General features: G+C 69.3%; 8 protein-coding genes and 1 pseudogene. 6 read left to right on the forward strand and 3 right to left on the reverse strand.

All coding sequences use genetic code 11. From position 1 onward, the window contains the following. The first annotated feature begins 4 nt into the window (after window positions 1-4). The 6 genes from ACF08M_RS01405 to ACF08M_RS01430 all read left to right on the forward strand — a co-directional run bounded on the left by ACF08M_RS01405 (window position 5) and on the right by ACF08M_RS01430 (window position 7,630). Complete coding sequence (locus ACF08M_RS01405; RefSeq protein ID WP_392183190.1) at window positions 5-901, forward strand: GNAT family N-acetyltransferase; 897 nt, start codon at window positions 5-7, stop codon at window positions 899-901. Then, window positions 898-2,001: an o-succinylbenzoate synthase gene (gene menC / locus ACF08M_RS01410; RefSeq protein ID WP_392183191.1), complete on the forward strand. Its 1,104-nt coding sequence runs from the start codon at window positions 898-900 to the stop codon at window positions 1,999-2,001. Before ACF08M_RS01405 ends, menC begins: the two co-directional genes overlap by 4 nt. 76 nt (window positions 2,002-2,077) lie before the next feature. Continuing rightward, window positions 2,078-3,733, forward strand: coding sequence for a PucR family transcriptional regulator (locus ACF08M_RS01415; protein ID WP_392183192.1), 1,656 nt, complete (start codon window positions 2,078-2,080; stop codon window positions 3,731-3,733). A gap of 140 nt (window positions 3,734-3,873) precedes the next feature. Continuing rightward, window positions 3,874-5,130 carry an MFS transporter gene (locus ACF08M_RS01420; RefSeq protein ID WP_392183193.1) on the forward strand — a complete coding sequence of 419 codons (1,257 nt, stop codon included), beginning with the start codon at window positions 3,874-3,876 and terminating at the stop codon, window positions 5,128-5,130. Between the two features lie 74 nt (window positions 5,131-5,204). After that, entirely contained in the window at window positions 5,205-6,098 is an 894-nt protein-coding gene (locus tag ACF08M_RS01425; protein ID WP_392183194.1) for a serine hydrolase, read from the forward strand. Window positions 6,099-6,238: 140 nt separating this feature from the next. Then, complete coding sequence (locus tag ACF08M_RS01430; RefSeq protein ID WP_392183195.1) at window positions 6,239-7,630, forward strand: serine hydrolase domain-containing protein; 1,392 nt, start codon at window positions 6,239-6,241, stop codon at window positions 7,628-7,630. A gap of 297 nt (window positions 7,631-7,927) precedes the next feature. On the opposite strand, the pseudogene ACF08M_RS01435 reads toward ACF08M_RS01430, so the two are convergent. The 3 genes and pseudogenes from ACF08M_RS01435 to ACF08M_RS01445 all read right to left on the reverse strand — a co-directional run. Further along, a pseudogene (locus ACF08M_RS01435) lies at window positions 7,928-8,374 on the reverse strand (IS3 family transposase); the annotation flags it as partial. After that, window positions 8,328-10,061 (reverse strand): alpha/beta fold hydrolase, encoded by a 1,734-nt coding sequence (locus ACF08M_RS01440; RefSeq protein WP_392183196.1) that lies wholly within the window; start codon window positions 10,059-10,061, stop codon window positions 8,328-8,330. The pseudogene ACF08M_RS01435 and the gene ACF08M_RS01440, both read right to left, overlap by 47 nt. A gap of 331 nt (window positions 10,062-10,392) precedes the next feature. Further along, the gene (locus tag ACF08M_RS01445; RefSeq protein ID WP_392183197.1) at window positions 10,393-12,600 is read right to left on the reverse strand and encodes an MMPL family transporter; all 2,208 of its coding nucleotides are present in this window, start codon (window positions 12,598-12,600) and stop codon (window positions 10,393-10,395) included. Window positions 12,601-12,811 lie beyond the last annotated feature (211 nt).

Raw genomic sequence — 12,811 nt, forward strand, 5'->3', positions numbered from 1 at the left:
TCCCGTGACAGATCTTGCGACACATGAGTCAGGTCTGGTTTCCCCGGCCGTGAGCGCAGCCGCGCTGGCCGCCGCGACCGCTGCTGCCGCCGCCTCACGTGTGGAAATCCGGGACCTGACCGAGGTGTCCGATCTGACCGATGTCTGTCGGCTCTTCGCATCGATCTGGCAGCCGGGCGCCGGTGCCCAACCGGTGACGACAGAGCTGCTGAGGGCGATGGCCGCGGCCGGGAACTATGTCGCGGGCGCGTATGAGGGGGACGAGCTGCTGGGAGCCTGCCTCGGCTTCTTCGGCAGCCCGGCCAAGGCGAGCCTGCACAGCCACATCGCCGGCGTGGCGCCGCGAGGGCTCGGGAGGGGGATCGGATTCGTCCTCAAACTGCACCAGCGCGCCTGGGCGTTGCGCCAGGACGTCTCGCTCGTCACCTGGACGTTCGATCCCCTGGTGCGGCGGAACGCGTATTTCAACCTGGCCAAACTCGGCGCCGGCCCGGCGCGCTACCTGCCCGACTTCTACGGGCCGATGCGCGACGGCATCAACGGCGCGGGTGACACCGACCGGCTGATGGTCCGTTGGGAGCTTTCCGGCCCGGCTGCGTCCGCCGCTTCGCTCGGTGAGGCTGTCCGAGTCGACGCCGCCGCGCTGCGACAGCGCGGTGCGGCAGCTGCGCTGTCGGTCGCACCTGATGGGGGACCGCTGACCGCAGTGGCCGACGGGCCGGTCGTGCTGGTCGCCGTGCCGCCCGACATCGAGACACTCCGGCGCACGGACCCGGATCAGGGCCAGGCGTGGCGCATCGCGCTGCGGGAGGTTTTGGGAGGCCTGATGGCGGAGGAAGCCAGGGTCATCGGATTCGATCGTGCCGGCTGGTACGTGGTCTCAAGGGAGAAGTCGTCATGAAGCCCAGTGGTGTGGAACTTCTGCGTGTCCAGATGCCTTTGGTGGCACCGTTCCGGACGTCGTTCGGTACGCAGAACGTACGGGAACTACTGCTCATACGAGTCGTGACGCCGAACGGCGAGGGCTGGGGCGAATGCGTCACGATGGGAGAGCCGCTCTACTCCTCGGAGTACGTCGACGGGGCCGAGCACGTGCTGCGGAACTTCCTGGTCCCGGCCCTGATGGAGGGCGAGGTCACCGCGAGCCGAGTCGCGCCCCGCCTGGCCCGGTTCAAGGGGCACCGGATGGCGAAGGCCGCACTCGAAATGGCCGTGCTCGACGCTGAACTCCGAGCACACAACCTGTCCTTCGCCACCGCGCTCGGGTCCACCCGGGACTCCGTGCCGTGCGGGGTTTCGGTGGGCATCATGGACTCCGTCCCGCAACTCCTGGACGTCGTAGGCGGCTATCTCGACGCCGGCTACGTGCGGATCAAGCTGAAGATCGAACCCGGTTGGGACATCGAGCCGGTGCGAGCGGTGAGGGAGCGCTTCGGCGACGATGTGCTGCTGCAGGTCGACGCCAACACGGCGTACACGCTGTCCGACGTGTCCCAGCTCGCCCGTCTGGACCCCTTCGAGCTCCTCCTCATCGAGCAGCCCCTGGACGAGGAGGACCTCCTGGGCCACGCCGAGCTGGCCCGTCGCATCCGCACGCCGATCTGCCTCGACGAGTCGATCGTGTCAGCCCGTTCCGCTGCCGACGCGATCACGCTGGGCGCCTGTCGCATCGTGAACGTCAAGCCCGGCCGGGTCGGTGGTTACCTCGAGGCTCGGCGGGTGCATGACGTCTGCGCTGCCCACGGGATCCCCGTGTGGTGCGGTGGCATGATCGAGACTGGGCTCGGGCGGGCGGCCAACGTCGCCCTCGCCTCGCTGCCCGGGTTCACCCTGCCCGGCGACACCTCGGCGTCGGACCGGTTCTACCGGACCGACATCACTGAACCGTTCGTCCTGAAGGACGGACACCTGCCCGTGCCCCAGGGGCCGGGTCTCGGCGTCACCCCGATTCCCGACCTGCTGGCGGAGGTCACCACCTCGACGGAGTGGCTCGGTTCGTAGCACGCGACGAATTCGTTGTGAAATCCGGTCGGATCGGACCACCAGGTTCCGGTGCGGCCGGAGTTACCTTTGGGCGGTGCTGACACCGACGTCTGGCAAGCCACACACAAGCCTGGCGCGCGTTCTCGAAGACCTCGGGGACGTGTTGCTGGAGTCGATCGCCGGCGGCGGGAGCACGCGCCGGCAACTGAGCGCTGTACTCATCCACGACCCGCTCGACGAAGCGCAGTTCCCCGCACAGGCGGTCGTCCTGGGGGTGGGCGTCCACGAACCGGACGACGTGGTCCGCCTCCTGTACGACCTCGGCCGCAAGGGCGCGGCGGCGCTCGTCGTACGGTCACCCTTCACCGCGACCGTGGAAATCCGGCGGGCCGCCGACGAGTCCGGCGTCGCACTGCTCGGACTCACCCGCGGCGCCTCCTGGGCGCAGGTCGCCGCCATGCTCCGCACCCTGCTCGTCGAGGGAGACATCGGCGACATCTCACCGCAGACGCTGGGCGGCATGCCGTCGGGCGACCTGTTCGCGCTGGCCAACGCCGTGGCCGCGCTGCTGGACGCGCCGGTCACCATCGAGGACCGCAGCTCACGGGTGCTCGCCTTCTCCGGCCGCCAGGACGAGGCCGACCAGTCCCGAGTGGAGACGATCCTGGGCCGCCAGGTACCGGAACGCTTCACCCTCGACCTGGCGCGCAACGGCGTCTTCGAGCGACTCCATCGCGGCCATGCGCCCGTGTACGTCGATCCGCTCCACGACGAGACGATGACCGTTCCCCGCGTGGCGCTGGCGGTGCGGGCCGGCGACGAGATCCTCGGCTCGATCTGGGCGGCGGTGCCCGGGCCCTTGTCCAAAGAGCGCACGCAGGCGCTGATCGACGCCGGCAAGCTCGTCGCGCTCCACATGTTGCGCTTGCGTGCGGGCTCCGATGTCGAACGCCGCCTGCGCGCCGACCTGGTGAGCACCGCGCTCGAAGGCGGCACGGGGGCACCGGAGGCGATTGCGCGGCTCGGGCTGGTGGGGCAGCCCGCGATCGTGCTGGCACTGGGTCTGTTCGGCAGTTCGGACGCCGATCCGTCGACGGAGGACGGCCTGCGCCGGGTCGCGGACCGCCAGCGGGTCGCGGACGCGCTGGCCATGCACCTGAGTGCGGTCCAGGCGCGTTCGGCTGTGGCGCTGGTGGGCGACGTGGCCTACGGCATCGTGCCGATGCCGGGGAGCCAGGCGGACTGCCAGGAGCGGTCGATCCGCATTGCGTCGACCTTCCTGGAGCGCACCGGGCAGCGCGTGGATGCGGCGATCGGCATCGGCCCGCCCGCACTCGACGGCTCCGGACTCGGCCGCTCGCGCGACGGCGCGGACCGGGCGCTGCGGGTGCTGCTCGCCAACGGGGGCGCCCGGCGGGTGGCCACGGCGGAGGAAGTCCACGTCGACGCGCTCATGCTGGACCTCGCTGATTTGGCCGCCGCGCGCGGGGACGTGGCGACCGGGCCCGTCGCCCGTCTGCTCGACTATGACGCCCGGCACCAGTCGCAGCTCGTCCACACGCTGTCGTGCTGGCTGGACGCTTTCGGTGACGTGGGTGCCGCGTCCGCCACGGCGTACGTGCACCCGAACACCTTCCGGTACCGACTGCGACGGGTCGCAGAGGTCGGTGGGATCAATCTCGACGACCCCGGCGAGCGGTTCGCGGCGATGCTGCAACTCCGGCTTCACCCGGCCCGGCACCGCGAGTAGGAGCCGGACACTGCAACGGGACAACGTTCGTCCGCACCGCCCGAACACCACCTGAAGGTTTGTGGAACTCCACGAATCCGCTGCGTCAACTGATGTCCAGGATGGGCGATCAACCCCGACGCAGCGGTACGGAGGTAGCCATGACTGTGGTGGTCGCCGAGGACACCTGGACACCTAAGCGGGTCAACCGGACAGCAGCGATCACGATGGTGGTCATGCTGTGCGCCTGGTCGATCGACTACATCGACCGGTTCTCCATCAGCATGGCTCTGCCGTCGATCGGAGAGGAGTTCCATCTCGGCAAGACCGCACAGGGCTCGCTGGTCACTGTCTTCGCGCTGGTCTACATGATCTGCCAGATACCGGCGGGCTTCCTGGCCGATCGGTACGGCTCCCGCAAACCGATGCTGATCACGCTTTTGCTGTGGTCGCTGTTCACCGCGCTGACCGGGATGGCCGGCACGTTCGGTCTGCTCCTGCTGTTCCGTGGCCTGTTCGGTGCTTGTCAGGGTGCGTTCCCGGCGGCGTCGTTCAAAGCAATCGCGGAACGAACGACACCGGAGAGACGGGGGACCGCCACCAGCGTGATGTTGTCCGCCAGTGGGATCGCCGGCCTTGCCCCCTTGCTCGTCGCCCCCCTGCTGACGGGCATCGGCTGGCGGCACACCTTCCTCTGGATGGCGGGTTGTGGCGCTGCCATCGGCATCGGTTTGTGGGCGCTCCTGCCCAAGGCGTTGCCGGACCGGCTCAGCCGGCTCCCGCAAACGGTGGTGACGACGCCCGAAATCTCGCGGGCACAAGTGCTGAAGTCCCTGGCGGTGTGGAAGTTCGCGGTGCTGTTCTGCGCGATGAACATGCTCAGCTACGGCCTGGTCACCTGGGTGCCCAGCTATCTGCTCGAGGCCAGACACCTGTCGCTGAACGAGACCGGCGTGCTGTCGGCGATCCCGAGTCTGGTGGGCTTCGCGACGACCATCTTCGGCGGCTGGCTGTTCGACCGGTACTTCCATGACAAGGCCAGGTGGTACCTGGTGTCCATCGCGACGGTGACCGCGGTCCTGCTCGCCCTGATGGTGTCGGCGGGCAGCGCGGCGACATTCACGATCTACGGAACGCTGGCCGTCGGAGTGTTCGGGATGGCGACGATGTGCGTCTTCGGCCTTCCGCTGCGGGTGCTTCCCACGGCGGTGGCCGGACTCGCTTCCGGGATTAACAACTTCGGCGGCCAGGTCGCCGGAGTAATCGCGCCGCTGGCGATGGGCTGGCTGGCGGACGCGTTCTCCTACACCGCTGCGTTCAGCTTCCTGATCGGCACCACGCTGCTCACCGCGGTACTCGCGTTCTGGGTGCCGCAGCGCGCCGAACAGTTCAACTTCCCGTCGACCGGCACCAATTAGCCGGCCGGCGCACCCAGTAAACGGATCCGGTCCGGACAGACAGTCCACACCGGACAGACAGAAGGGACCACTCCATGGTCACCGAATCGGAACTGGTCGGGACAATCACCGCCCGAGCGGCGGAAGTCGGCGTCCAGGTCTGGCTGCACGCAGCTGATCTGGACGGCCCGCGACAGGTGGGCATCGACGCCGAGGAGCCGGTGGTCACCGCCTCCGTGTTCAAGGTTCCCGTAGCAGTGGAACTTGCCCGGCAGGCGGCCGACGGCGAAGTCGACCTCGCCGAGCGGATCGCGGTGGCACCGGGACATCCGACCGCCAGCCCGTACGGCCTCGCGACGTTCCGCCATGACGTCACGATGTCCTGGTACGACCTGGCCGTCCTGATGATCGGCATCAGCGACAACGTCGCCACAGACCTGATTCTCGGGAAGGTGGGAAAGGCCGCGGTCGCCAGGACGCTGCGGCGGCTCGACCTCCTGCATACGGCCGTCCCCCACGACTGTGGGGAGCTGTTGCGCACGATCGGCGAGGACCTTGGGATCGACTACCAGGACGACGAACGGATCCTGGCCGCGTTGTCGGCCGAACAACTCGCCAGGCTGCGTGCGTTGACGCCCGAAGAGACCTGCCGGACCACCGCTGCGGAAAGCACCCGGTTGCTGGGCCTGATCTGGCGTGACGAAGCAGCGCCCGCGGCGGCGTGCGCCGACGTCCGGCGCTGGCTGGAACTGCAGCTGTGGCCGCATCGGCTGCGTTCCGGCTTCGCGGACGACGACGTCAGGATCAGCGGCAAGACCGGAACGCTGCCCTCGCTGCGCAACGAGATCGGCGTGGTGGAGTACTCGGACGGCGGCCGGTACGCAGTCGGTGTCTTCACCAGGGCTGTCGACGCCCGATCGAGAGTTCCCGAGCGTGACGCCTTCATCGGGTTCGCCGCCGCCCAGGCGGTGGACTGGCTTCGGCGGTAACCCATACCGGCTGCCGGGTGTTTCGTCGGCCGCGATGAAGGTTTCGCCAGTTCTCGTCGTTTCTCACGAATCGGCCATGAGCGCGCAGGTCATACCCTCCCGGAAACACCCGTTCTCCCTCGCAGAGACAAGAGGTGCACATGTCCGAACTCAATCAACTCCGTGGCTGGTTGGAAAGTCGCCTTCCCGAGTTGCTGGCCGAGTACAAGGTGCCGGCCGCATCGATCGCCGTATACGCACACGGTGAGATGATCGACCGCGCGGCCGGGGTACTGAACAAGGACACCGGCGTCGAGGCCACTGCGGACTCCGTCTTCCAGATCGGTTCGATCACCAAGGTCTGGACGACCACGCTGGCGATGCAGCTCGCCGACGAGGGCGCGCTCGACATCGACGCGCCGGTCCGGGCGTACCTGCCCGAATTCGCCGTCGGTGACGAGACAGCATCCGCGAAGATCACCGTCCGTCAGCTGATGTGCCACACCTCCGGTTTTGAGGGCGACATCTTCCTCGACACCGGACGCGGCGACGACGCGGTGCGCAAGCTCGTCACCCTCCTCGCCGACGTGCCCCAGTTGTTCGCGCCGGGCGAGATGTTCTCGTACAACAACGCCGCCTTCTGTGTGCTCGGACGCATCGTCGAGGTGCTGCGCGGCAAGTCCTACGACGACTGCCTGCGCGACCACCTGTTCACGCCACTGGGGCTGACCCACGCCGCCCCCAGCCCGTACGAGGCTGTCAGGTTCCGTGCCGCGCTGGGGCACCTCTCGCCGGAGCAGGACGCCGAGCCGCAGCCCGCGCAGGCCTGGGCACTGCCCCGGTCGAACGCACCCGCCGGATCGATGCTGGCGATGCGACCGCAGGACCTGCTGACTTTCGCGCGGATGCATCTCGACGGGGGCAGGGGGCCCGACGGAACGGCGGTGCTCACGCCGGAGAGCGCGCTCGCCATGCGGCACCGCGAGGTGGAACTGCTGGATCTCGGCCTGATGGGCGACGCCTGGGGACTCGGCTGGTCGCTCTTCGACTGGCCAGGCGGCGCGGTGGTCGGCCACGACGGCGGCACGCTCGGCCAGTCCGCCTTCCTGCGGGTAGTTCCCGACCGCGACATCGCGGTGGCACTGCTGACCAACGGCGGCAACCCGCTCCCGCTCTACGTCGAACTCGTCGGCCGAGTGCTGCGCGAGCTGGCCGGAGTGGAAATGCCGGCGCTCCCGGTGCCGGACGCCAACGCCCCACGCGTCGAGACGGCAAGGTTCGTGGGCGAGTACTCGTCGTCCGTCAGCGACACCGTGGTCAGCGAGGACGCCGACGGCCGGCTCTGGGTCCAGCGGAACCCGAAGGGGGTGTTTGTCGAGCTCGACGGCGGTCCGTCGGAAAGGATCGAACTGGTCGCGTACGACGGCGACAAGCTGATCCCGGCCGAGCCGCAGCACGGCATGCACATGGTGCACGCGTTCGTCGGTGACGACGGGAACGGGCGGGCGCAGTTCCTTCACACCGGCCGGGCCGATCGGCGGGTGAGCAGGTGAACGCCATCGCTCGAAGAGATCGAAGCCGCCCGCACGCCGGCTGGCGGCTGGAAGCGTGACCAGCTTGCCGCCTGGGGCGTTCCGTGGCACCCGCCGAAGGGCTGGAAGGACAAGCTGACCGAGCTCTGGAAGGCCGCACAGCAGGACGGCGCACCACTGCCCCGCCTGACCCCGGCCGGGCCACGCCCCCGCGACCCAGCAGCGGTTCGGGGTACCAGCGACGAAGTCTCGGCCGAGGAGGTCCGGGGCTCGCCCGGCGGCCGGATCGGTGATCGCCGTGATCACCTTCTTGCCGCGGACGGCGCCGGTGATGCCGAGCTCGCGCATGAGGTGCTCGACGGTGCAGCGGGCCACGGCGTGTTCCTGCCGGTTCAGCTCGCGCCAGATCTTCCGGGCTCCGTAGACACGGTAGTTGGACGTGTAGCCCTCTTGGATCCGCTCCTTGAGTTCCTTGTCGCGCGCAGAACGGGCGGAGGGAGTTTCGAGGCGTTTCTTGTGGGCGTAGTACGTGGAAGGGGCGATCTTGCAGTCGTGCTCGGTGAGGGTTCTGCAGATCGGCTCGACGCCGCCGAAGCGGTCCCGGTGCACGTCGATGAACGCTATGAGCGTGTGTGTGGCCGGTCGAGCTCGGCCGCGAAGAAACCTGCCGAGGCCTTCAGGATCTCGTTGGCCCGCTTGAGTTCGGCGTTTTCCTTCTTCAACGCCGGGTCTTGCGGCGGCGTACTGCGACGGCGGTGCCGCCACCGGCGACGATCAGCGCGGCGGCTACACCAGTGATCGCCGGGGTGTTGATGCTGATCGACGCCCCCATCGGCGCGGACAACGTCTTCGTCGTCGTCACATCCGACGAAGACGCCGCACCGGCGCGCTTGTCGCAAGTCTGATTCTTCGTCGGCAGTTTGCCGGTAGCCAGGTACCTGTTGACCTCGGCGTCCACGCAGCCGTTGCCGTAGCGGCCGAAGAGGGCGTGCCGGTTTGCGCCCTTGAGGGTGAGCAGCTTGGAGCCGGGCAGTTGCTCGTGCAGGGTCACGCTGCTCTTGTAGGTGGTGCGGGGGTCGCCGGTGGCTGCCACGATCAGTACCGGGGCGTCGCGGCGGACCTGGGTGGGTTCCTCGCGGGGGCGGTCCCAGAAGGCGCAGGGGCCGATGTTGTTGGTCATGGGGCCGAACACCGGGTGCGCGGCCCGGCTGCGTTCGATGTCGCGCCAGTAGACCTCGGGGTCGCGCGGGGCGGCCACGTCCCCGCAGAGGACCGCGGCCTGGACTCCCGACGGTTCGGCCGCGCCGTGCAGTAGGTACCGGAGTGTCGCGGCGAACTCCGGCGAGAGCGGCGTCGGCGCCGTGCCCCGTGCGGCCCTGCTCAGCACGGCCAGCTGCTCGGCGAGGAACGCCCGGGTCGGGTCGGTGTCGTCCCCGATGCTGGAGTAGAGGAGGACCGGCACCTGGGTGTCGTCGATCCGGAAGGTGTCCGGGCCGGTGCCGACGGTCAGCGGGCCGCTGGCGGACGCGTTGAGGACGCGGTCGACGGTGGTGAGCACTTGGGCGCGGGTGCGGCCGAGGCCGTATTCGGCGTCGCGGTCCGCCGCCCACGCGGCCCAGGCGGACAGTGCCTTCTCGCTCGCGCGCTCGGTGCCCTTCGTCAGGCGGGGGCCGTAGTCGGCGGGGGCGACCGCGCCGTCGAGCACGAAGCGGTCGTAGCGGCCGGGGAACATCTGGGTGTAGACCGTGCCCAGGTAGGTGCCGTACGAGTAGCCGAGGTAGGAGATCTTCCGCTCGCCGAGCGCGCCGCGGATGACGTCCATGTCACGGGCCGTGTTGCGGGTGCTGATGTACGGCAGCACTGAGGCGTCGTGGGTGCGGCACTTCTTGGCAAGGCTCTTCTGCAGGGCGACCTGGCGGTCGAAGCCTGCCCGGCTGGTGCCGGCCGAGAACCAGGACGTACCGACGGGCCAGCCGCAGTCCAGTGGGGTGCTGCGGCCGACGAAGCGTGGGTCGAAGCCGACGATGTCGTAGCGCGCGCCGACGTCCTTCATCGCCTTGCGGACGTCCGGCGGCGACTGGACCGAAGGTCCGCCCGGCCCGCCGTTGTTCAGCAGGATCGAGCCGATGCGGTGGTGGGTGTCAGTGGCCTTGAGCCGGGATATCGCGACGGTGATCGTGCGCCCCGCAGGGCGGGCGTAGTCGAGCGGCACGGTGACGTCCGCGCACTGCACACCGGCCTTGTCCAGATCGCGGCCCGCCGTGTCGACGGGGCCCGTGACGCAGCTGCCCCAGCCGAGGTGTTGCCGGTAGTACTGGTCGAGCCCGGCTCCGGTGCCGTTCTTGGCGGGGGCCTCAGAAGCTGAGGCCAGGGCGGGGGAAGTGATGAAGCAGGCGGCAAGGGCGAGGCTCGCGGCGGAGGCGCGCCGCGCGGTGGGGCTGAGGATGGTCACGGGTTTCCTTGGGTTGGTGGGTCGGTGGCGCGGAACGCGGTGTCCAGGACGGCGCGGAAGCCGGCTTCGGCTCGGTACCAGGGACCTCGTGCTGTGGCCTTAGAAGTCCGATGAAGATCTTGTTTTGACTGCCTGACTCAACCGCTTCGCCCCTGAATATCGATCGGGGCAAACCTGCCTGGGCCGGGCGCGATTTCAAGATTTCCAGTGGGCTTCCAGGGTGTTTCTGACGGCTCTTGAAACATCTGGTGGCTGTCACGGGTGCGCACGCTCAACCATGCGAGGCCACGCCGGACAGATGAGGTGCTCACGGGTCACCTGAGCCGTTCGGTCAGTCCGCCATCACGACCCGGTCGGTTTCCGGGGCAGGTGCGTTCGCACGGTGCTGGCCGCCCTTGGTGGGCCGTGGGCGGACCGGCCACCAGATGCTCCGTCCGAGGAGTGCGGCAAGGGCGGGGACCAGCACCAGCGAGAGGACGAGCGCGGAGAGCAGGATGCCGAGCGTCATCGCGAAGGCGATCTGCTCGTTTCCCGGGGTCGTGGCGAGGGTGGCGAAGGAGCCGGCAAGGACCAGCCCGGCCGTCGCGATGGCCGGTGTCGTGTGCTGCAGCGCGCGGGCCACGGCGGCGCGGGCCGGGCCCGGCCGCTGCATCTCCTCCCGGATCCGGTCGCTGATCAGGATGTTGTAGTCGGTGCCCAGGGCCACGACGAACAGAAACAGCACGAGCGGGAGGGAGAAGTTGACGCCCGGATTGCCGAGGCCGTGCTGGAAGAGCAGGGTGGCGGCGCCGAGGGTGGCGGCGAAGCCGAGCCCGACGGAGAGCATCAGGACCACCGGTGCGAGCAGGCTGCGCAGGAGGAGCAGGAGGATGAGCGCGATGAGCGCGGCCGCGACCGGGAAAACGATCTTCAGGTCGTGATCGACGGCGGTGGAGATGTCGGCGTAGATCGCCGCCGTTCCGCCCACGTGTGCCGTCGTTCCGGCGGGTGTGTGCCGGGCGACCACTGCCCGCACGGGTCCGGAGGCCAGGTCGCGGGCCTGCTGGCTCTGCGGGTCCGCGGTCGGGTAGAGGTCGATCCGGGCGGCGCGGTGGTCCTTGTTCAGGACGGTCCGTGCGACCTGGCCCACGCCCTTGACCTGGGTGAGAGCACGGGAGAGGCCGTCGAGCCGGCCTGCGGTGAGGGTGCCGCCGTCAGTGGCGGTGACGAAGACGCTCGTCGGGTCCGACACTCCGGCCGGAAGCGCACGGGATATCTCGGTCGCGGTGGCCGCCGCAGCGGTCTTGGCAGCGGCGTTGCCCTGGCCGTAGTCCATGCGGATCCCCATCAGCCCGGCGGCCAGCGCGGCAAGCAGGGCGACGGAGGCGAACGTCATCGTCATCGGCCGTCGTGCGACCCTCGCCCCGAAGCGGGCGGCACGGCCCTCGCCGGGCTCGTGTCCAAGGGCCTTGGAGGGCCAGAACATCTTGCGCCCGGCGGCCGCGAGCAGCGCCGGCAGCAGGGTGAGGCTGCCGAGCAGCATCACCAGGACCGCGACGGCGATCGCGGGGCCCAGCGAGCGGAACTGGCCGAAGGTCGCCACGCCCAGCGTGGCGAACGCGGCCACGATGGTCAGCGCCGCCGAGGTGATCGCGGTGCCCACCCGTCCCGAGACCTGCCCGGCCGCCTCGCGGGCGGACTGCTCCGGCCGGGCGCGCAGTTGCTCGCGGAAGCGGAACAGCAGGAACAGCAGGTAGTCGATGCCGATGCCGAGCAGGACCACGCTGATCAGATCAGGGGTGCCCGCGTCGAGCTTGCGCCCGGTGAGTATCGCGGCACCCGCGACGGCTCCCCCCGCCACGCCGATGATCATGGCGACCGCGACCAGCGGCAGCAGGGCCGCCAGCACGCTGCGGAACACCAGCACGTTGATCAGCAGGATGAGCCCCATGAGGAGACCGCCCCCGACCTTCGCGGCGGTCTCGTGGGAATCGGTGGTATCGACGGTGTCGGCGAGACTTCCGGTGAAGCCGGTGCGCATCCCCGCCTCGGAGAACTGCGTCCGGGCGGCGTCCCGGAAGGCCCGGTAGACGCCCTGGACCCCCTTGTCCGTACGGTTCCCGATCAGCTCGACGGAGAGCAGTTCGAAACTCCGGTCGGGTGCCACCATCGCCGGGGCGATCCGGGGCGTCTGGGAGCGGTCCGGGACCAGGAATTTCGGCCTGTCGTCCTCCCTGGGCATCATCACCCGGCGCTGCGCCAGCTTCGCCGCCTCGGCCTCGACCCGCTTCTGGTCGGCGGCGCCGAGAGCCTTGCCGTCGGACCGGGCGACCAGCATCGTCACGGTGGTGGCGTCGGGGTTCACCCCGAACTGCTCCTCGGCGATCTCCAGGGCGGCGGCCGAGTCGTAGCTCTTGGGCAGGAAATCCCCGGTCTGGTTCTGGGTGACGCGGCCGATCAGTGTCGGGGCCAGGGCGCTCAGCACGACACCCAGCACCGCCCAGAGGGCGATGACCTTCCACGGGTGTCTGGTGGAATATCCGGTCAGGGCGCGGATCACGAGGTCCTCCGGCGGACGGACTTGAATGCGGACGGCTGCCGGGGGCCCCCGGCCGGTCTCCAGACCATCACCCCGAGAGGCCGGAAAGCGTCGTGGCAGCGGATGATCCGGACCGGGGCCCTGGGTCCTGCCCCGGCCAGAGACCAGGACCCAGGTCCTGGTCCCCATCCTGGTCGCGGGCCGCGAGCTGCCGCCGACGGTGCTGCCACTG

The sequence above is a fragment of the Streptomyces sp. NPDC015032 genome, assembly GCF_043080425.1.
Taxonomy (GTDB): Bacteria; Actinomycetota; Actinomycetes; order Streptomycetales; family Streptomycetaceae; genus Streptomyces.